Origin of the sequence: Pseudomonas sp. NPDC089392, assembly GCF_044749595.1 — a bacterium.
In the GTDB taxonomy this organism is placed as follows: domain Bacteria; phylum Pseudomonadota; class Gammaproteobacteria; order Pseudomonadales; family Pseudomonadaceae; genus Aquipseudomonas.
Window position 1 is genome coordinate 193,378 of record NZ_JBIVIF010000004.1, and the last position, 19,866, is coordinate 213,243.

Here is a 19,866-nt window from a genome sequence, read left to right on the forward strand (position 1 = left end):
ACAAGTTTACCGGAGCCAGCCATGCACGACCCTTCTGCCCACAGCAAGCCGCGTATCGCCATCAGCGCCTGCCTGACCGGGCATAGCGTGCGCTACAACGGCGGCCACAAGGCCTCAGACCTGTGCCGTACTCAGCTCGAAGAGCACTTTGACTGGTTGCCGGTGTGCCCGGAGGTGGCCATCGGCCTGGGCGTACCGCGCGACCCCATTCGCCTGGTTGGCAACCCCGAACAACCGGAAGTGATTGGCACCCGTAACCCAGGCATGGACCTGACCGGCCCGCTGCGCAGCTATGGCGAACAGATGGCCGCCGAACTCGACGGCATCTGCGGCTACATCTTCATGCAAAAATCCCCCTCATGCGGCCTGGAGCGGGTCAAGGTGTATCAGGACAATGGCCACCCAGCGTTGCTCGGTGGCCGCGGTGTGTATGCCCAGGCTTTCTGTGCGCTGCGCCCGGACCTGCCGGTTGAAGAAGAAGGCCGCCTGCATGACCCCGTGCTGCGGGAAAACTTTATCAGCCGCGTGTACGCCTACGCCGACTGGCAGCGGCTGCTGGCCGGGGGCCTGAGCCGTGGCGCCCTGGTGCGTTTCCACTCGCGCTACAAATACCTGGTCATGGCCAACAACCCTCAGGCCTACCGCAGCCTCGGGCGCCTGCTCGGCAGCATGAGCAAGGGCGACGACCCACAGAGCATCGGCCCGCGCTACTTCAGCCAGTTCATACAGGCCCTGCGCCGCTGCGCCAGCCGCGGTACCCACTGCAACGTGCTGCAGCACCTCAGCGGCTATTTCAAGGATACCCTCACGCCGCAGGACAAGGCCGAGCTGCAGGCCGTCATCATCCAGTATCAGCAAGGTGTGGTGCCGCTGGTGGTACCCCTGACCCTGCTCAAGCACCATTTGCGCAAGCACCCCGACCCCTATCTGCAGCAGCAGGCCTACCTGCAGCCGCACCCGGAAAGCCTGGGCCTGCGCAATGCGGTCTGAGCACTTGCTGCCCATCGGCGAGCTGGCCCGCCGCACTGGGGTAAACCCGGTCACCCTGCGCGCCTGGGAGCGCCGTTATGGGTTGCTCAAACCCCAACGCACCGCAAAGGGGCATCGCCTGTATCCGCTTGAGCAGGTGGAGCGGGTTGAGGCGATCCTGGCCTGGCTGCAACGGGGCGCATCGGTCGGCCAAGTGGCTGAACTGCTCGACAAGCCGACCAGCACGCCGCCCAAAGGCGACTGGCAAGCCAGGCAATTCCAGCTGATCGAAGCCATCGCAAACCTGTCGCAGCGCGCTCTCGACCAGCAGCTCAACCAGGCCATGGCCCTGTACCCGGCCGTCACCCTGTGCGAGCAATTGCTGCTGCCGCTGCTCGACCTGCTCGACCTGCGCTGGCGCAACTACTTCAATGCGCGGCTGGAGCAAGTGTTCTTCCACAGCTGGCTGCGCAGCAAACTCGGTGCACGCGTATACCACGACAACCAGTTGCTGCAGGGCCCCGCCGTTTTACTGGTAGAGGACAGCGAGCGCAGCTTCAGCCCCGGGCTGTGGCTGTGCGCCTGGCTGCTCACCAGCAACGGCTTGCCGGTCGAGGTGTTCGAGCACCCGATCGCCGGCCCGCAACTGCATAACGCCGTCAATGCGCTCAAGCCCCGCGCCGTGCTGCTGCACCTGGGCCCACGCATTGACGACAAGGCACTGCTGCGCACCTTGCAGGGTTTGCCGGGCACAAAGTTGCTGGGCGGCACCACGGTTGCTCTGCATGAAGCCCGCTTGAAGGCCTGCACGTTGCCCGATCTTTTCCTGTTCGATACCCCGCAAGCGGCATTGCGCTTGCTTCAAGCCCATGACCGCCAGCCTGCAGAGATGAATACCCCATGCACTTGACCTGGCTGCGCAGCGACCTGCGCATCGACGACAACACGGCCCTCAGCGCCGCCAGCGAACGCGGCCCGACCATCGCCCTGTGGCTGGTCAGCCCTGGGCAATGGCAGGCCCATGATGACGCTGCCTGCAAAGTCGACTTCTGGTTGCGCAACCTGCGTGACCTGCGCCAGTCGCTGGAGCGCCTGAACATCCCCTTGCTGATTCGCAAGGTCGACACCTGGGACCAGGCACCCCAGGCCGTGCTCGACGCCTGCCGCCAACATCAGGTGCAAAGCGTGCACTGGAATGAGGAGTACGGCCTCAACGAACAGCGCCGCGACGATGCCACCCGGGCGCTGCTGGAAAAGTCGTCCATCCAGGCGCATAGCCATCTCGACCAGCTGTTCTTCCGCCCCGGCACCATCCTTACGCGTAGTGGCGACTACTTCCAGGTGTTCAGCCAGTTCAAGAAAAACTGCCTGGAACACCTGCACCGCAGCCTGCCTGCCCTTGCCCACCGGGTGAAGCGCCAGGCGCCGCTGCAGATCCATAGCGACCCGATTCCGCAACAGGTGGACGGTTTCGAAAAACCTGCGCGCACCCTGCGTGACCACTGGCCTGCGGGTGAGGCCGAAGCGCAGGGTCGGCTGTCGCGCTTTCTCGACGAAACTATCGATGACTACCAGCAGTTGCGCGACCTGCCGGCCAAGCCCGGCACCAGCCAGCTTTCTGCCTACCTGGCCGCTGGCGTGATCTCGCCGCGTCAGTGCCTGCATGGCGCCCTGGCCAGTAACCGGGGCGAGTTCGACAGTGGCAGCAGCGGCGTGCAAACCTGGATCAACGAACTGCTCTGGCGTGAGTTCTACAAGCACATCCTGAGCGGTTACCCACAGGTCTCGCGGCACCGCGCTTTCCGCGCCCAGACCGAAGCCCTGCCCTGGCGCAACGCACCGGCCGACCTCGAAGCCTGGGAGCAAGGCCGCACCGGCTTCCCGCTCATTGACGCCGCCATGCGCCAGCTGCTGCACACCGGCTGGATGCACAACCGCCTGCGCATGGTCGTGGCCATGTTCCTCAGCAAGAACCTGCTGATCGACTGGCGCAAGGGCGAGCGGCATTTCATGCGTCACCTGATAGACGGCGACCTGGCCGCCAACAACGGCGGCTGGCAGTGGAGCGCGTCCACCGGCACCGACGCCGTGCCTTATTTTCGTATCTTCAACCCGGTTTCACAGTCGCAGCGCTTCGACCCGCAGGGGCACTTCATTCGTCACTGGCTGCCGGAATTGAAGAGCCTGGATGAAAAAGCCATTCATTTACCCGTGAAGTCGGCCGATCTTTTTGCTAATAATTTCTATCACAGTCCAATTGTCGATCTCGGCAGCAGTCGTCAGCGTGCACTGGAAGCCTTCAAGGGCCTCCCGCGCCGGCAGGATCAGAGGGCAGTATCGTGAACAACGCACGCAGTATCTGGGTGACAGGTGCCGGCACTGGACTAGGCCTGGCCTTGGTGGAGCGGTTGCTCAAGCAAGGGCACCGTGTAGCCGCGAGTGGCAAGGATGGCGAGGCACTGGATGCCTTGGCCGCACGCTATGGCAGCCAGCTGTTGCGCCTGCCCTGGCAGCTGCATGAAGAACAGCAGGCCGCCAGCGCATGCCAACAGCTATGTCATGCCTGGTGTTCGCTCGACGGCCTGATCATCAACGCCGGCACCAGCGATTACCTGGCAGACGATGTAGCGGACAACGAGCTGTTCGAGGCAATCGTCAATAGCAACCTGTTGGCGGGCGAGCAGTGCCTGGCCAGTGCCCTGCCCTTGCTGGCGAAGGGCGACTCGCCGCAAGTGATGGCGGTTTTCAACCGTTATTCGGCGTTGCAGCTGTATGCGCCGACGCAGGTGACCGCGGGATGGAACAACATGCCGCAATGGATGCGCGAGCAGCGTCAGGCGCTGAAGACCCAAGGGGTTGCGCTGACGGTGGTGGGGCCGCAGTCGCTGAAGACCCCCGTGACACCGGCGCTGGCGATACCGGAAGAATGGACGCCGCAGAGCGCGGCAGAAGAGCTGCTGCAGCGGTGGCCGCAGGGGGAGCCGGAGCTGGTGCTGGAGACCCTGGACCTGAGTAGCCTATGGCCGTTGCCGCGCTAGGATCTGACACCGGCACCGTCTTCTTCGCGGGTGAACCCGCTCCCACAGGTACAACACCGGGCTCAAGATGCAGGGAGTCCTGTGGGAGCGGGTTTATCGGGGCGCCGAACCGCCGCGAACAGGCCGGCACAGGAGAACTCAGAGCGCCATGCGGTAATGCAGGCTGTAGCTCTCTATCCCATCGTTGGGTTGCTTGATACCCGCGTTGGAATAGTGAATCGCCCGCACCCCGATCTCATGCCCGCCGGCAAAGCGCAGACCAAAGCCGATGCGGTCCTCGAACTGGAATGCCGAGCCCAGCTCATTGTCTTCCAGCTCGGTACTGGAAAACGCCGCTACCCCAATCCCCGCCTCTATGTAGGGTTTCACCGACTGCCCGGCAAACTCATAAACGAACACCGGCGCAAACGACAAGCTGTGGTTGCTCGCTGTCGTGTCGCCATCCCAATAGGTATAAGCCCCATCCCAATAACCTGTCAGGCGGCCCACGCTGGTCTGCCACCAGCTCGCGTCCCAGTTCGATTGCAACCCCAGCCGGTAGACCATGGTCGATTCCCCGGTCTGCCCCACTGAAAACGAAACATCGGCCGCCTGCACCGATATCGCTTGCCCCAGAATCAAAGCGGCAGCCGCCGCCAAGCCGAGCAGCTTCTTCATGAGCTACATCCTTCTTCCTGATGCTGTTATTAGTGTCCGCCCCCTGTCAGGCAAAGCGGTAGAGAACGGCGGCAGTACGATAGTTCAGCTTCTTTTCACGTTTTTTTTACAATGAAAAGCTTTGCACACTGTCGGACTTATGCCACAGCAAAGGCAGGATTTTTCTGAAGGATTGCGGGTCGGCACTGGTCCAGAAGCGCGCATCCCGGGCTGGCCCTTCAGCCAGCAGGTCGCGCGCGCTCAGCAGCCGCTGCAGTTGGCGCGCTACCGCAGCGCCGGTGTCGATAATGGCCACATCCGCCGGCACCATGCCGGCCAGCAACGGGCGCAGGAAGGGGTAATGGGTGCAGCCGAGGATCAGCGTGTCGCAGCCCGCAGCCAACAGCGGCTGCACATAGCCTGACAGCAGCTGGCGCAGCGCCGGGCTGCCCAGGTCACCGGCCTCGATCAGCTCGACCAGCCCCGGGCAGGGCCGGGTAATCACCTGCACATCATTGGCGAAGCGGTCGAGCAAAGCTGCAAATTTGGCGCTTTGCAGAGTGCCGGTGGTGGCCAGCACACCGACCACGCCCGAGCGCGTGGCCGCCGCCGCGGGCTTCACCGCTGGCTCCATGCCCACCAGCGGCCAGTCTGGATACAACTCGCGCAAGTCGGCCGCCGCTGCCACCGTGGCGGTATTACAGGCCATCACCATGGCCTTGGCGCCCTGTTCATGCAAAAAAGCAGCAATGCGCCGCAGACGCTCACGGATATAGTCCGGCGACTTCTCGCCATAGGGTACGTGGCCGCAATCGGCCACATACAGCAGCGTCTCGTTGGGCAGCAGGCGCTGGATTTCAGCGAGCACCGACAAGCCACCGACGCCCGAATCCATTACGCCAACCGGCGCTGAACGCTCAGCCATCACGCTTGCCACAGACCGCGCAGGCCGGGTCGCGCTTGACGCGCAATTCGCGGATGCGGGTGCCAAGGGCATCGATCAGCAGCAGCCGGCCGACCAGCGGCTCGCCGAACCCGGCCAGCAGCTTCATCGCCTCCAGCGCCTGCAGGCTGCCCACCAAACCCACCAGCGGGCCGATCACACCGGCCTCGCTACAAGTCAGTTCGGCTTCGCTGCCATGGCCGTACAGGCAGTGGTAACAGGGGCTGTAGTCACGCCGTGGGTCGAACACCGACAGCTGCCCTTCCAGGCGGATTGCCGCACCGCTGACCAACGGTTTGCCGGCGGCGACACAGGCGGCATTGACCGCCTCGCGGGTACCGAAGTTGTCGGAGCAGTCCAGCACCAGGTCGACCGCTGCCACGGCGGCCGCCAGCGAGTCTTCGTCCAGTGCCTGGCGGTGGGCAACCAGGCTGATTTCCGGGTTGATCGCCTCCAGCCGTTGCAGGGCCGAATCGACCTTGCTCATGCCGACGCTGGCACTGTCGTGGATCACCTGGCGTTGCAGGTTGGTCAGGTCGACGGTGTCGAAGTCGGCCAGGTGCAGCTCACCTACCCCGGCAGCGGCCAGGTACAAGGCAACCGGCGAGCCCAGGCCACCGAGCCCGACAATCAGCGCCTTGCTCTGCTTGAGCCGCAGCTGGCCGTCGATGTCGATCTGGGCCAGCAGCACCTGCCGGCTGTAACGCAGCAGTTCCTGATCACTCAGCATGGCAGGCGCCCCAGGGTAATGCGTTCATGGCCACCCAGGTCCGTGCGGCTGGCCACCTCGATAAAGCCTTGTTCAGCCAGCAAGGCGCGTACTGCCGCTGCCTGATCGTAGCCATGTTCCAGCAGCAACCAGCCACCTGGCAACAGGTGCGCAGGGGCCTGGGCGGCGATCACGCGCAAGTCGTCCAGGCCATCGGCGCCAGCCACCAGCGCACTGCTGGGCTCGAAGCGCACATCACCGGCCACCAGGTGCGGGTCTTCGGCGGCGATGTACGGCGGGTTGCTGACAATCAGATTGAAACGCTCGCCGGCCAGGCTGTCGAACCAGTGGCTCACCCGCACCTGGGCGTTGCCCAGGCCCAGGCGCTGGCGGTTGCGCTCGGCCAGGGCGGCGGCCTCCTCCACCCGGTCTACCGCCGTTACCTGCCAGGCCGGGCGCTCGCTGGCCAGGGCCAGCGCTATAGCACCCGTGCCGGTGCCCAGGTCGAGGACCTTGGCCGGGGTAGCAGGTTGCAATTCGAGGGCTGCTTCGACCAGCAGCTCGGTATCCGGCCGCGGGATCAGGGTATGCGGCGCCACTTCCAGGTCGATCTTCCAGAAGCCCTGCAGCCCCAGGATGTAGGCAACCGGCTCACCGCCACGGCGGCGCTGCAGGTAACCGGCATAGGTCTCGGCATCTTCGCTGCTGACGATACGCTCGGGCCAGGTGTGCAGGTAGCTGCGCGACTTGCCGATGGCTGCAGCCAACAGCAACTCGGCATCCAGCCGCTCGGTGGGTGAGTCGGGCAGCTGCGCGTTGCGCAGCAGGCTGGCAATGATGGTCATCAATCCCCCAGGGCGGCCAGTTGATCGGCCTGGTATTCGGCCAGCAGCGGTTCGATCACCGCGTCCACGCCACCACTGAGGATGTCGTCCAGCGAGTACAGGGTCAGGTTGATACGGTGATCGGTCACCCGGCCCTGAGGATAATTGTAGGTACGGATGCGTTCAGAGCGGTCACCGGAGCCCACCAGCAGCTTGCGCTCGCTGGCAATGGCGTTCTGCGCGGCGCTGGTCTGCATGTCGTTAAGCTTGGCCGACAGCCAGGACATGGCACGGGCGCGGTTCTTGTGCTGCGAACGCTCTTCCTGGCACTCCACCACGATACCGGTGGGCAAGTGGGTGATACGGATCGCCGAGTCGGTCTTGTTGACGTGCTGGCCGCCGGCACCGGATGCGCGGTAGGTGTCCACGCGCAGGTCAGCCGGGTTGATTTCGATGGCGGCTTGTTCGTCCGGCTCGGGCAGCACGGCCACCGTGCATGCGGAGGTGTGGACGCGGCCCTGGGATTCGGTCTCGGGCACGCGCTGTACCCGGTGCGCGCCAGACTCGAACTTGAGCTTGCCGTACACGTTTTCGCCCTCGACGCGGGCGATGACTTCCTTGTAGCCGCCGTGCTCGCCTTCGTTCTCGGAGAGAATCTCCAGGCGCCAGCCGCGTTTTTCGGCGTAACGCGAATACATGCGGAACAGGTCGCCAGAGAAGATCGCCGCCTCGTCGCCACCGGTGCCAGCGCGGATTTCAAGGAACACGTTGCGGCCGTCGTTGGGGTCTTTGGGCAGCAGCATGCGTTGCAGCCCCGCCTCCAGCGTCAGCAGTTGCTCCTTGGCCTCACGCACTTCTTCCACGGCCATTTCGCGCAGGTCCGGGTCACTGTCCTTGAGCAGCGCCTGGGCCCCTTCGAGGTCGTCCTGAACCTTGCGCCACTCTTTATAGGCAGCGTAGACCGGCTCGACCTCGGCGTACTCGCGGGAGTAAGCGCGGAAGCGTGTCTGGTCGGAAATGACCTCGGCATCACCGAGCAACGCGGTGAGTTCTTCGAAGCGGTCCTGGAGGATTTCCAGTTTGTTCAGCAGCGACGCTTTCATTGCAGGGATTTGTCCGTCGAGCCCTCGTTGAGGGCAAAGAGTTCCTGGGCCATGGCCAGCGCATCGACGCGCCCCTCGGCCGAGAGCTTTTTCAACTGCACGCTAGGCGCATGCAGGAGTTTGTTGGTCAGGCCCCGGGCCAATTGGGCCAACACGTCCTCGGGGTTGCCGCCGTTGGCCAGCAAGCGCTGGGCCTTCTGCAGTTCTTCGTCGCGCAGGCGCTCGCTTTGCTGGCGATAGGCCTTGAGCACGTCCACCGCAGCCAGCTCGCGCAGGCGCAGCATGAAGTCTTCGGCGCCCACCGAAACCAGCTCTTCGGCGGCCTGGGCCGCGCCCTGGCGGCTCTTGAGGTTTTCTGCCACCACGTCGTGCAGGTCGTCGACGGTGTACAGGTAGACGTCGTCCAGTTCGCCCACCTCGGGCTCGATGTCGCGCGGCACGGCGATATCGACCATGAAGATCGGCTTGTGCCGGCGCTGCTTCAGCGCGCTCTCGACCGCGCCCTTGCCAAGGATCGGCAGCTGACTGGCGGTGGAGCTGATGACGATGTCGCTGTTGGCCAGCTCCTGGGGGATATCGGCCAGCAGCACGGCATGCGCGCCGAACTGCTCGGCGAGGATGCTGGCGCGCTCCAGGGTGCGGTTGGCCACGACGATGCGGCGCACGCCCTGTTCATGCAGGTGGCGGGCGACCAGGGTAATGGTTTCGCCGGCGCCGATCAGCAGGGCCTGGCTGCGGCCCAGGTCGGCGAAGATCTGCTTGGCCAGGCTGACGGCGGCAAATGCCACCGACACCGGGTTTTCACCGATGGCAGTGTCGGTGCGCACCTGCTTGGCGGCGCTGAAGGTGGCCTGGAACAGGCGCCCGAGCAACGGGCCGACGGTGCCAGCCTCACGCGCCACGGCGTAGGCGGACTTCATCTGGCCGAGGATCTGCGGCTCGCCGAGCACCAGCGAATCCAGGCCCGAGGCCACGCGCATCATGTGCTTCACAGCCTCGTGCTCTTCGTGCACGTAGGCACTGGCGCGCAGTTCGTCGAGGCTGAGGCGGTGGTAGTCGGCCAGCCACTGCAGCACGGCATCGGCGGACAGGTGGTCCTGCTCTATATAGAGCTCACTGCGGTTGCAGGTCGACAGAATCGCCGCTTCGCGGCTGGACGTCAGTCGGCAGAGCTGCTGCAGGGCGTCTACCAGCTGCTCTGGGGTAAACGCCACGCGCTCGCGTACGTCTACCGAGGCAGTCTTATGGTTGATACCAAGTGCAAGAAAGGCCATGCAAGGTCGCTGGTTGTGACGGGAAGCCGATAATTGTCCTCTTTCGCAGGTTTTAGAACAACCACCGTTCGCTAGTGTCGTGATGGCAAATGGTGGATGCCTTTGCCGTTGGGGGAGGCACAAGGTCCATGTCGATAGAATCTGCCGGTGCCCGCAGGTGTATGCCGATACAGTTACGGCGCCTGTGAGATCGAGCGCCGCGTGTATGACGCAGCCTTTGTGGCGCCTGTGAAATCGAGCGCCGCCCGCGCGGCGCTTCGCGGCTAAAGCCGCTCCTACGTTTGTTTCGGGCCAGTCCCTCCTGTGCCAGGCGCGCGCGACCGCCTTGTTTGTACGACACGATATCGAGACGTGCGCCAAGGCGTTCGCGCGCAAATGCCACTGGCGTAACTGGCCCGAAACAAACGTAGGAGCGGCTTTAGCCGCGAAGCGCCGCGCGGGCGGCGCTCGATCTCCCAGGCGCCACACCTGCCAAACCGGGCACCTGGCACAGCCAACACCCTGCCAAACCGGGCCCCGGCACAGCCCCCCCCTACCAAACCATACCCCCAGCACAACCAACATCTCCGGAACCCTTCCCCCCCGCCAAGGTCGCAGTTAACCAGGCACAGCACAGGTGGGTTTGCCCCCGCGCTTGTGTCATCATGCTCCGACCGCCGGTGAGTCTTTCTATAAGCCTTCTATGAACAAACCATACGCATTGCTGCTTGCCTTCGCCCTGCTCCAGGGCTGCCAGAGCCTGGCCCCGCAAACGGCCGAGCCTCCCGTAGCCGAGGCCGGCAAGAGTGAGGCGGAAAAACCCGTGGTGTATGGCTCGTTCAAGCAGGACACGCTCTATAGCCTGTTGGTAGCGGAGCTGGCCGGCCAGCGCAACCGCTTCGACATCGCCCTGGCCAACTACACCGACCAGGCAGCCAAAACCCAGGACCCGGGGGTTTCCGAGCGCGCCTACCGCATTGCCGAATACCTCGGCGCCGATGAGCCGGCGCTGGACAACGCGCTGGTCTGGGCCCGCAACGACCCGCAGAACCTCGACGCCCAGCGCGCCGCCGCCATCCAGCTGGCCCGCGCCGGCCGCTATGACGACGCCATGACCTACATGGAAAAGGTACTGCAGGGCCAAGGCGACACCCACTTCGACTTCCTCGCCCTGTCCGCCGCCGAAACCGACCAGAGTACCCGCGACGGCCTGCTGCAAAGCTTCGAGCGCCTGCTGGTGAAGTACCCGAACAACAGCCAGCTGGTGTTCGGCAAGGCCCTGCTGCTGAACCAGGACGGCAAGGCCGAAGAGGCCCTGGAACTGCTCGAATCGCACCCGCCGCAAAATGGCGAAATCGCCCCGATCCTGCTGCGCGCCCGCCTGTTGCAGGCCCTGGACCGCGGGCCGGAGGCCTTGCCACTGCTGCGCGGGGCAATCCGCGATAATCCGGACGACAAGCGCCTGCGCCTGACCTATGCCCGCACCCTGGTCGAACAGGACCGCATTGCCGATGCCAAGGCCGAGTTCATCAGCCTGGTCCAGCAATACCCCGAGGACGATGAGCTGCGCTATTCCCTGGCCCTGGTGTGCCTGGAAAACAAAGACTGGGATGAAGCCGAAGGCTACCTGCAGGAGCTGATCGAGCGCGACAGCAACGTCGACGCCGCGCACCTGAACCTGGGCCGCATCCGCGAGGAGCGCCACGACCCCGCCGCGGCCCTGCGTGAATACGCCCTGGTTGGCCCTGGCCCCGACTACCTGCCGGCGCAATTGCGCCAAGCCGACATCCTGATTGCCAACGGCCGTGGCAACGAGGCCTCGCGCCTGCTCGCCGAAGCCCGCGAGGCCCAGCCCGACCTCGCCATCCAGCTGTTCCTGATCGAATCGGAAAGCTACAGCAACAACAACAAGGACGCCCAGGCCAACCAGGTGCTGCAGCAAGCCATCCAGCGCTACCCGGACGACCTCAACCTGCTGTACACCCGCGCCATGCTGGCCGAGAAGCGTGACGACCTGGCGCAGATGGAAAAAGACCTGCGCACCATCATCGCCCGCGAACCGGAAAACGCCATGGCCCTGAACGCCTTGGGCTATACCCTGGCCGACCGCACCACCCGTTACGCCGAAGCCAAGGCGCTGATCGACAAGGCCCACCAGTTGACCCCCGACGACCCGGCCGTACTCGACAGCCTGGGCTGGGTCAACTATCGCCTGGGCAACCTCGACGCGGCGGAAACCTACCTGCGCCAGGCCTTTACCAGCTTCCCCGACCACGAAGTGGCCGCCCACCTGGGCGAAGTGCTGTGGTCCAACGGCAAGCGCCGCGAAGCCCGCCAGGTTTGGGCCAAGGGCTTCCAAGCCCAGGCCGACAGCCCCATCCTGCGCAAGACCCTCCTGCGCCTGACCGGATCCGAGACCCTTTAACGCCATGTTCCTGCGCCATTGCATCACCTTCACCCTGATCGCCCTGCTGGCCGGCTGTGCCGGCTTCGGTAGCCGCGAGGCCCTGCAGGGCCACGGCGACCCGCAGCAGTGGCGCGCCCATAAAGAGCAGTTGAGCAGCCTCGATGGCTGGCAGATCAACGGCAAGGTCGGCATTCGTGCCCCGCGCGACTCCGGCAGTGGCACGCTGTTCTGGCTGCAACGCCAGGACTACTACGACATTCGCCTGGCCGGCCCGCTCGGCCGTGGTGCCGCACGCCTGACCGGCCGCCCCGGCGGCGTGGTACTGGAAGTGGCCAACCAGGGCCGCTACGAGGCCACCAGCCCGGAAGCCCTGCTGGAAGAACAGCTGGGCTGGCAACTGCCGGTCTCGCACCTGGTCTGGTGGGTACGCGGCCTGCCCGCCCCCGACAGCAAGAGCAAGCTGACCCTGGACGGCGATAGCCGCCTGGCCAGCCTTGATCAGGATGGCTGGCAGGTGCAGTACTTGAGCTACACCGAACAGAACGGTTACTGGCTGCCCGAGCGCCTCAAGCTGCACGGCAAGGACCTGGACGTGACCCTGGTGGTCAAGGACTGGCAACCACGCCAGCTGGGGCACTGATTTCATGCAAACACTTACCCTGCCCGCTCCGGCCAAGCTCAACCTGTGGCTGCACATCATCGGCCGCCGGCCAGACGGTTATCACGAGCTGGAAACCGTGTTCCAGTTTCTCGACCATGGCGACGAACTGAGTTTTGCCGTACGTGACGACGGCGTGATCCGCCTGCACACCGAAATCGAGGCAGTTCCGCACGACAGCAACCTGATCGTGCGCGCCGCGCACAAGTTGCAGGAACAATCCGGCACCACGCTAGGCGCCGACATCTGGCTGACCAAGGTGCTGCCCATGGGCGGTGGCATTGGCGGCGGCAGCTCGAACGCCGCCACCACACTGCTGGCCCTCACCCACCTGTGGCAGCTGGGCTGGGACGAAGACCGCCTGGCGGCGCTGGGCCTGAGCCTGGGTGCCGATGTGCCGGTATTCGTGCGCGGCCATGCGGCGTTCGCCCAGGGTGTGGGCGAACAACTGACCCCGGTCGATCCGGAAGAGCCTTGGTATGTCGTGCTGGTGCCGCAAGTGTCTGTCAGCACAGTAGAAATTTTTTCACATCCACAGTTGACACGTGATTCACTCCCCCTTAAGATGCGCCCCGTTCCCAAGGGAAACAGTCGAAATGACTGCCAACCGGTGGTAGAGCAGAGTTACCCAGAAGTTCGCAATGCGTTGAATTCACTGGGAAAATTCACTGAGGCTCGACTAACCGGCACTGGAAGTTGTGTGTTTGGGGCCTTCCCAAGCAAAGCCGAAGCTGATAAAGTTCTGGCCCTTCTTTCAGCGACCCAAACAGGGTTTGTGGCGAAAGGAAGCAATATTTCGATGTTGCATCGCAAGCTGCAAAGTCTGGTCAAGAAGTCGAGCGCATAAGCGTTCGCAAGCAACAGATACAGGGGCGTCGCCAAGCGGTAAGGCAGCAGGTTTTGATCCTGCCATGCGTTGGTTCGAATCCAGCCGCCCCTGCCATTTTCCTTATACTCATCCAGGTATACCCTCAGCCTTCAGGTACTGCGCGTGTCCAAGATGATGGTCTTTACGGGGAACGCTAACCCCGATCTGGCTCGGCGTGTCGTACGTCAGCTGCATATCCCTCTCGGTGACGTCTCTGTCGGTAAATTCTCCGACGGCGAGATCAGTACTGAGATCAATGAAAATGTTCGCGGTAAAGACGTTTTCATTATTCAGCCGACCTGTGCCCCGACCAACGATAACCTGATGGAACTGGTAGTGATGGCCGACGCCTTCCGCCGCTCCTCAGCATCCCGAATCACCGCCGTGATTCCTTACTTCGGATATGCCCGCCAGGACCGCCGTCCGCGTTCGGCACGTGTAGCCATCAGCGCCAAAGTCGTCGCTGACATGCTCACTGTCGTGGGTATCGACCGTGTTCTCACCGTCGACCTGCACGCTGACCAGATCCAAGGCTTCTTCGATATCCCCGTCGACAACATCTACGGCTCGCCCGTACTGGTTGACGATATCGAAGACCAGCGTTTCGAGAACCTGATGATCGTCTCCCCGGACATCGGTGGTGTTGTGCGTGCACGCGCCGTCGCCAAGTCCCTGGGCGTCGACCTGGGTATCATCGACAAACGCCGCGAGAAGGCTAACCACTCCGAGGTTATGCATATCATCGGCGACGTCGAAGGGCGCACTTGCATCCTGGTAGACGACATGGTCGACACCGCCGGCACCCTGTGCCATGCGGCCAAAGCCCTGAAAGAACACGGCGCTGCCAAGGTTTACGCCTACTGCACGCACCCTGTCCTGTCGGGCCGCGCGATCGAGAACATCGAGAAGTCGGTACTGGACGAGCTGGTGGTGACCAACACCGTTCCGCTGTCCGCCGCTGCTCAAGCCTGTGACCGTATCCGCCAGCTGGATATCGCACCGGTTGTCGCTGAAGCGGTCCGCCGCATCAGCAACGAAGAATCGATCAGCGCGATGTTCCGCTAAGCGGGACTCGTGTTGATGTGAAGCGCCCCGCCCCAACTTGTGTTGGGGCGGGGCTTTTTTGCCATCCCCGTCTGGCGCTGGTCGCAAACGCCATTCGGGAGGCTATTTTGGAGAAGCAAAATGACTGATTTCATCCTGAACGCCCAAGCGCGTACTGACCTGGGGAAAGGTGCGAGCCGCCGCCTGCGTCACGCCGCCAGCATCCCTGCCGTTGTTTACGGTGGCGATAAAGAAGCCCAATCCCTGACCATCGTGGCCAAGGAAATCGCCAAGCTGTTCGAAAACGAAGCTGCCTTCAGCCACGTTATCGAACTGAACGTCGACGGCGCCAAGCAGAACGTCGTGGTCAAGGCCATGCAGCGTCACCCAGCCAAAGGCTTCATCATGCACGCCGACTTCGTTCGCGTCGTTGCTGGCCAGAAGCTGACCGCCAAGGTTCCAGTTCACTTCGTCGGTGAAGAAGCTCCGGTCAAGAAAGGCGGCGAAATCTCGCACGTTGTTTCCGAGATCGAAGTTTCCTGCGAAGCCAAAGACCTGCCTGAGTTCATCGAAGTCGACCTGACCAACGCTGAAATCGGCGCCATCATCCACCTGTCGGACCTGAAAGCTCCGAAAGGCGTAGAGTTCGTAGCTCTGGCCCACGGTGATGACAAAGCTGTTGCCAACGTTCACGCTCCACGCGTTGCTCCAGAAGCAGAAGGCGCTGCCGAGTAATCCACTCGCACGCCGGCGTTGATCGGGTTACAGTGCCGCGCGCCCTGTAACCCACCAACTCCAAGGAAGAGCCCCTGACGTGACCGCCATCCAGTTGATCGTTGGCCTGGGTAACCCCGGCCCCGAATACGAACAGACCCGGCATAACGCAGGGGCTCTTTTCGTTGAACGCATTGCCAGCGCCCAGCGCGTTTCGCTGACCGCTGACAAAAAATATTTCGGCCTGACGGCTAAATTCAGCCATCAGGGCAACGACGTTCGTTTGTTGATCCCCACCACCTACATGAACCGTAGCGGCCAGTCCGTGGCGGCCTTGGCCAATTTCTTCCGCATCAAGCCGGAAGCGATCCTGGTGGCACACGACGAACTCGACCTGCCTCCGGGCGTTGCCAAGCTCAAGCGCGGCGGCGGCCATGGGGGGCACAACGGCCTGCGTGACATCATCGCGCAGCTCGGCAACCAGAACGACTTCCACCGCCTGCGGCTTGGCATCGGCCACCCGGGTGACGCCAAACTGGTCTCCAACTTCGTCCTGGGTCGCGCGCCGCGCGCCGAGCAGGAGAAGCTCGACGCCAGCATCGATTTTGCCCTCGGCGTGCTGCCGGACGTGCTTGCCGGCGACTTCGCCAAGGCGATGCGTGAGCTGCACAGCCAGAAGGCCTGATTTCCTTTAGAGAGGGGAATACCCATGGGTTTCAATTGCGGCATCGTCGGCCTGCCCAACGTCGGCAAGTCCACCCTGTTCAACGCCCTGACCAAGTCTGGCATCGCGGCGGAGAACTTCCCTTTCTGCACCATCGAGCCGAACAGCGGCATCGTGCCGATGCCCGATGCGCGCCTGGCTGCGCTGGCTGAGATCGTCAAGCCGAACCGCATCCTGCCGACCACCATGGAATTCGTCGACATCGCCGGCCTGGTTGCCGGTGCCTCGAAAGGCGAAGGCCTGGGCAACAAGTTCCTCGCCAACATCCGCGAGACCGACGCCATTGCCCACGTGGTGCGCTGCTTCGAAGACGAGAACGTGATCCACGTTTCCAACAGCGTCGACCCCAAGCGTGACATCGAGATCATCGACCTCGAACTGATCTTCGCCGACCTCGACAGCTGTGAGAAGCAACTGCAGAAGGTAGCCCGCAACGCCAAGGGCGGCGACAAGGAAGCCCTGGCGCAAAAGGCCATTCTGGAGAAGCTGATCCCGCACTTCACCGAAGGCAAGCCTGCGCGCAGCCTGATGAAGAACATGGCTGACGACGAAAAGGCCGTCATCCGCGGCTTCCACCTGCTGACCAGCAAGCCGGTGATGTACATCGCCAACGTTGCCGAAGACGGCTTCGACAACAACCCGCACCTGGACGTGGTCAAGGCCATTGCCGAGGAAGAAGGCGCGGTGGTGGTGCCGGTGTGCAACAAGATCGAAGCGGAAATCGCCGAGCTGGATGATGGCGAAGAGAAAGAAATGTTCCTCGAGGCCCTGGGGCTGGAAGAGCCTGGCCTGAACCGCGTAATCCGCGCCGGTTACGAACTGCTGAACCTGCAGACCTACTTCACTGCCGGCGTGCAGGAAGTTCGCGCCTGGACCGTACGCGTCGGTGCCACCGCACCGCAGGCAGCCGGGGTTATCCATACCGACTTCGAAAAAGGCTTCATCCGCGCTGAAGTGGTGGCCTATGACGACTTCATCCAGTTCAAGGGTGAAGGCGGTGCCAAGGAAGCCGGTAAATGGCGCCTGGAAGGCAAGGACTACATCGTCAAAGACGGCGATGTGATGCACTTCCGCTTCAACGTCTAAGCGCCAGCCTGCAGTACCCCAAACCCCTTGAGGCTTGCGCTTCAAGGGGTTTTGTTTTTTCTGGCCTTTGGGGCACCCTGTAGGAGCGGCTTTAGCCGCGAAGAATCCAACGCGTTGCCTGGCACCGGCCACGCCGGTGTTCGCGGCTAAAGCCGCTCCTACAGGGACAGCGCCAACTTGAAGGCAGCGCATTACCGGGAGTTGGCTTGCCGGCGATGAGGCCCGTCCAGGCACTACAAGACCGTTGATCAATCCAAGGAGGAACGATGAAAGAGCATCAATACGAAGTTCAGGTGACCTGGACCGGTAACAAGGGTGACGGCACGTCCAGCTACACCGCCTACAGCCGAGACTTCAACGTCGAAGCACCAGGTAAAGAGCCCCTGCCGGGTTCGGCCGACCCGACATTTCGCGGTGACCCTCAGCGCTGGAACCCGGAAGACATGCTGGTGGCATCGCTGTCGGCCTGTCACAAGCTGTGGTACCTGCACTTGTGCGCGGTGAACGATGTGAATGTGCTGGCGTATGTCGACAGGCCGGTGGGGCGCATGGTGGAAGGTGACGCCCATGGCAAGGGCCGCTTTACCCATGTGCTGCTGCGCCCGCAGGTGAGCATCAGTGCGGGTTCGGACCGTGAGGTTGCCTTGCGTTTGCATGAGGATGCGCACCATGAGTGCTTTATCGCCAACTCGGTGAATTTCCCGGTTGAGTGCGCGGCGGTGGTCACGGTTGGGTGAGTGGCTTGGGATTGCCGGGCCTGCTTTGCAGCCCATCGCGACACAAGGCCGCTCCACACAGGTACAGCGTAAGCCCGAGACCTGCACAGTGCCTATGCAGGAGCGGGCTTGCCCGCGAAAAATCCAACACGGTGGATGGCACCGGCTGCGCCGGTGTTCGCGGCTAAAGCCGCTCCCACAGGTACAGCGTCAACTCGAAGCCAGCGTGGTACCTGTGGAAGCGGCCTTGTGCCGCGAATGGCCCGCAAGGCGGCCCCGGAATTCAGCATCTAAGCTGTGATTCAGCACCCTCCCCCCTTGGAAGCCCGCACCATGCCCGAAACCCCCGGCGTCAACTGGCAGCGCTGGTTACCCGGCCTGGCCACCCTGCTCCACTACCAGCCCGCCTGGCTACCCAAGGACATCGCCGCCGGCCTGGTCCTCACCACCATGCTGGTACCCGTGGGCATCGCCTACGCCGAAGCCTCTGGCGTACCCGGCATCTACGGCCTTTACGCCACGATCATCCCGCTGCTGGCCTACGCCCTGTTCGGCCCCAGCCGTATCCTGGTGCTGGGCCCGGACTCGGCACTGGCCGCGCCGATTTTGGCGGTGGTGGTGCAGTACGCCGCCAGCGACCCACAACGGGCGATCGCCATCGCCAGCATGATGGCCTTGGTCGCCGGGGCGTTCTGCGTGATTGCCGGGCTGCTGCGGCTGGGCTTCATCACCGAGTTGCTGTCCAAACCAATCCGCTATGGCTACATGAACGGCATCGCCCTGACTGTATTAATCAGCCAGCTGCCCAAGCTGTTTGGCATCAAGGTCGACAGCGAGGGGCCGTTGCGTGACCTATGGCACTTGGGCCAAGCGCTAATCGCCGGCCAAGGGCACTGGCCAAGCTTTATCGTCGGTGCCGGTAGCCTCGTGCTGATTCTGCTGCTCAAACCCTTCAAGCGCCTGCCGGGCATTTTGATCGCCGTGGTGCTGGCGACGCTGGCAGTGAGCCTGTTCAACCTCGACCAGATGGGCGTCAAGGTACTCGGCCAATTGCCCCAGGGCCTGCCCAGTTTCGTCTTCCCCTGGGTGAGCGACATCGACCTGGTCGAGGTGATACTGGGCGGAATTGCCGTGGCGTTGGTGTCGTTCGCCGATACCAGTGTGCTGTCACGCTCCTACGCCGCCCGGCTGAAATCACCGGTCAACCCCAACCAGGAAATGTTTGGCCTGGGCGTGGCCAACGTCGCCGCGGGGCTGTTCCAGGGCATCCCCATCAGCAGCAGTTCGTCACGCACACCGGTGGCCGAGGCAGCCGGCTCGCAGACCCAGCTCACCGGTATCATCGGTGCGCTGGCGGTTACCCTGTTGCTGCTGGTAGCACCCAACCTGATGCAACACCTGCCCAACAGCGCCCTGGCTGCGGTGGTGATTGCCGCGGCGCTGGGCCTGTTCGAGTTCGCCGACCTCAAGCGCATCTTCCGCATGCAGCAATGGGAGTTCTGGCTGTCGTTCACCTGCTTTGTCGGCGTGGCGGTATTCGGCGCCATTCCTGGTATCTGCATTGCCGTGGCGGTGTCGGTGATCGAGTTCCTGTGGGACGGCTGGCGGCCGCACTACGCAGTGCTCGGTCGCGCCGAGGGCCTGCGTGGTTACCATGATGTGAAACGTTATCCACAGGCCCGGCGTATTCCAGGGCTGGTGCTGCTGCGCTGGGACGCACCGCTGTTCTTTGCCAATGCCGAACAGTTCCAGAGCACGGTGATGGCCGCGGTGGACGAGTCGCCAACGCCGGTACAGCGGCTGGTGATTGCCGCCGAGCCGGTGACCAGCATCGACATCACCTCGGCGGACATGCTGGCCGAGCTGGACCGGGCACTGGAGGCGCGCGGGGTGGAATTGCAATTTGCCGAGATGAAGGACCCGGTGAAGGACAAGATGCGCCGGTTCGAGTTGTTTGAGCATATGGGCGAGAAGGCTTTTCATCCCACTGTTGGTGCGGCAGTGGATGCCTACCTGGAAGACAGTGGGGTTGACTGGCAGCCCTAGGACTTCCTGTGCCGGCCTCTTCGCGGCGGTTCGACGCCTCGATGAACCCGCTCCTACGGGGATCGCATGATCCCGAGAACCACGCTGACCTGTAGGAGCGGGTTTATCGAGGCGTCGAACCGCCGCGA

General features: G+C 63.3%; 19 protein-coding genes and 1 tRNA gene. 14 read left to right on the plus strand and 6 right to left on the minus strand.

All coding sequences use genetic code 11. From position 1 onward, the window contains the following. Positions 1 to 21 precede the first annotated feature (21 nt). From ACIP1G_RS06175 to ACIP1G_RS06190, 4 genes are read left to right on the plus strand one after another with little or no spacing between them, the layout of a single operon-like run. Entirely contained in the window at positions 22 to 990 is a 969-nt protein-coding gene (locus tag ACIP1G_RS06175) for a YbgA family protein (protein ID WP_400734730.1), read from the plus strand. Then, positions 980 to 1,879 carry a MerR family transcriptional regulator gene (locus ACIP1G_RS06180; RefSeq protein WP_400734731.1) on the plus strand — a complete coding sequence of 300 codons (900 nt, stop codon included), beginning with the start codon at positions 980 to 982 and terminating at the stop codon, positions 1,877 to 1,879. Before ACIP1G_RS06175 ends, ACIP1G_RS06180 begins: the two co-directional genes overlap by 11 nt. Continuing rightward, positions 1,870 to 3,312 carry a deoxyribodipyrimidine photo-lyase gene (gene phrB, locus ACIP1G_RS06185; protein WP_400734732.1) on the plus strand — a complete coding sequence of 481 codons (1,443 nt, stop codon included), beginning with the start codon at positions 1,870 to 1,872 and terminating at the stop codon, positions 3,310 to 3,312. The genes ACIP1G_RS06180 and phrB overlap by 10 nt, the downstream gene beginning before the upstream one ends. After that, positions 3,309 to 4,007, plus strand: a complete 699-nt coding sequence (locus ACIP1G_RS06190) for an SDR family oxidoreductase (protein WP_400734733.1) — start codon at positions 3,309 to 3,311, stop codon at positions 4,005 to 4,007. The genes phrB and ACIP1G_RS06190 overlap by 4 nt, the downstream gene beginning before the upstream one ends. A 138-nt stretch (positions 4,008 to 4,145) precedes the next feature. Here ACIP1G_RS06190 and ACIP1G_RS06195 read toward each other — a convergent pair whose 3' ends face one another. The 6 genes from ACIP1G_RS06195 to hemA form a co-directional block, all read right to left on the minus strand. Beyond that, on the minus strand, positions 4,146 to 4,664 hold the full coding sequence (locus ACIP1G_RS06195; protein ID WP_400734734.1) for an acyloxyacyl hydrolase: 519 nt from the start codon (positions 4,662 to 4,664) through the stop codon (positions 4,146 to 4,148). A gap of 106 nt (positions 4,665 to 4,770) precedes the next feature. Continuing rightward, positions 4,771 to 5,568, minus strand: coding sequence for a glutamate racemase (gene murI, locus ACIP1G_RS06200; RefSeq protein WP_400734735.1), 798 nt, complete (start codon positions 5,566 to 5,568; stop codon positions 4,771 to 4,773). Continuing rightward, positions 5,561 to 6,316: a molybdopterin-synthase adenylyltransferase MoeB gene (locus ACIP1G_RS06205; protein WP_400734736.1), complete on the minus strand. Its 756-nt coding sequence runs from the start codon at positions 6,314 to 6,316 to the stop codon at positions 5,561 to 5,563. Before ACIP1G_RS06205 ends, murI begins: the two co-directional genes overlap by 8 nt. Further along, on the minus strand, positions 6,310 to 7,140 hold the full coding sequence (prmC, locus tag ACIP1G_RS06210; protein ID WP_400734737.1) for a peptide chain release factor N(5)-glutamine methyltransferase: 831 nt from the start codon (positions 7,138 to 7,140) through the stop codon (positions 6,310 to 6,312). The genes ACIP1G_RS06205 and prmC overlap by 7 nt, the downstream gene beginning before the upstream one ends. Beyond that, positions 7,140 to 8,222, minus strand: coding sequence for a peptide chain release factor 1 (prfA, locus tag ACIP1G_RS06215; RefSeq protein ID WP_400734738.1), 1,083 nt, complete (start codon positions 8,220 to 8,222; stop codon positions 7,140 to 7,142). Before prfA ends, prmC begins: the two co-directional genes overlap by 1 nt. Further along, complete coding sequence (gene hemA / locus ACIP1G_RS06220) at positions 8,219 to 9,496, minus strand: glutamyl-tRNA reductase (protein ID WP_400734739.1); 1,278 nt, start codon at positions 9,494 to 9,496, stop codon at positions 8,219 to 8,221. The genes prfA and hemA overlap by 4 nt, the downstream gene beginning before the upstream one ends. Positions 9,497 to 10,178: 682 nt before the next feature. Here hemA and ACIP1G_RS06225 point away from each other — a divergent pair. From ACIP1G_RS06225 to ACIP1G_RS06270, 10 genes are all read left to right on the plus strand, one after another. Then, positions 10,179 to 11,900: a tetratricopeptide repeat protein gene (locus ACIP1G_RS06225; protein ID WP_400734740.1), complete on the plus strand. Its 1,722-nt coding sequence runs from the start codon at positions 10,179 to 10,181 to the stop codon at positions 11,898 to 11,900. Positions 11,901 to 11,904: 4 nt separating this feature from the next. Continuing rightward, the gene (lolB, locus tag ACIP1G_RS06230) at positions 11,905 to 12,522 is read left to right on the plus strand and encodes a lipoprotein insertase outer membrane protein LolB (protein WP_012270479.1); all 618 of its coding nucleotides are present in this window, start codon (positions 11,905 to 11,907) and stop codon (positions 12,520 to 12,522) included. A gap of 4 nt (positions 12,523 to 12,526) precedes the next feature. Continuing rightward, a complete protein-coding gene (gene ispE / locus ACIP1G_RS06235) occupies positions 12,527 to 13,387 on the plus strand; it encodes a 4-(cytidine 5'-diphospho)-2-C-methyl-D-erythritol kinase (protein WP_400734741.1) in 861 nt (286 codons plus the stop codon). Positions 13,388 to 13,408: 21 nt separating this feature from the next. Then, positions 13,409 to 13,483: transfer RNA gene (locus tag ACIP1G_RS06240), tRNA-Gln, on the plus strand. 48 nt (positions 13,484 to 13,531) lie between these two features. Continuing rightward, positions 13,532 to 14,473, plus strand: coding sequence for a ribose-phosphate pyrophosphokinase (locus ACIP1G_RS06245; RefSeq protein WP_003247410.1), 942 nt, complete (start codon positions 13,532 to 13,534; stop codon positions 14,471 to 14,473). Between the two features lie 120 nt (positions 14,474 to 14,593). Beyond that, a complete protein-coding gene (locus tag ACIP1G_RS06250; protein ID WP_400734742.1) occupies positions 14,594 to 15,187 on the plus strand; it encodes a 50S ribosomal protein L25/general stress protein Ctc in 594 nt (197 codons plus the stop codon). A gap of 79 nt (positions 15,188 to 15,266) precedes the next feature. Beyond that, positions 15,267 to 15,851, plus strand: coding sequence for an aminoacyl-tRNA hydrolase (gene pth, locus ACIP1G_RS06255; RefSeq protein WP_012270476.1), 585 nt, complete (start codon positions 15,267 to 15,269; stop codon positions 15,849 to 15,851). A gap of 24 nt (positions 15,852 to 15,875) precedes the next feature. After that, complete coding sequence (ychF, locus tag ACIP1G_RS06260; RefSeq protein WP_400734743.1) at positions 15,876 to 16,976, plus strand: redox-regulated ATPase YchF; 1,101 nt, start codon at positions 15,876 to 15,878, stop codon at positions 16,974 to 16,976. A gap of 266 nt (positions 16,977 to 17,242) precedes the next feature. Further along, positions 17,243 to 17,713: an OsmC family protein gene (locus ACIP1G_RS06265; RefSeq protein ID WP_400734744.1), complete on the plus strand. Its 471-nt coding sequence runs from the start codon at positions 17,243 to 17,245 to the stop codon at positions 17,711 to 17,713. Between the two features lie 312 nt (positions 17,714 to 18,025). Continuing rightward, on the plus strand, positions 18,026 to 19,738 hold the full coding sequence (locus ACIP1G_RS06270; RefSeq protein WP_400734746.1) for a SulP family inorganic anion transporter: 1,713 nt from the start codon (positions 18,026 to 18,028) through the stop codon (positions 19,736 to 19,738). The last annotated feature ends 128 nt before the right edge of the window (positions 19,739 to 19,866 follow it).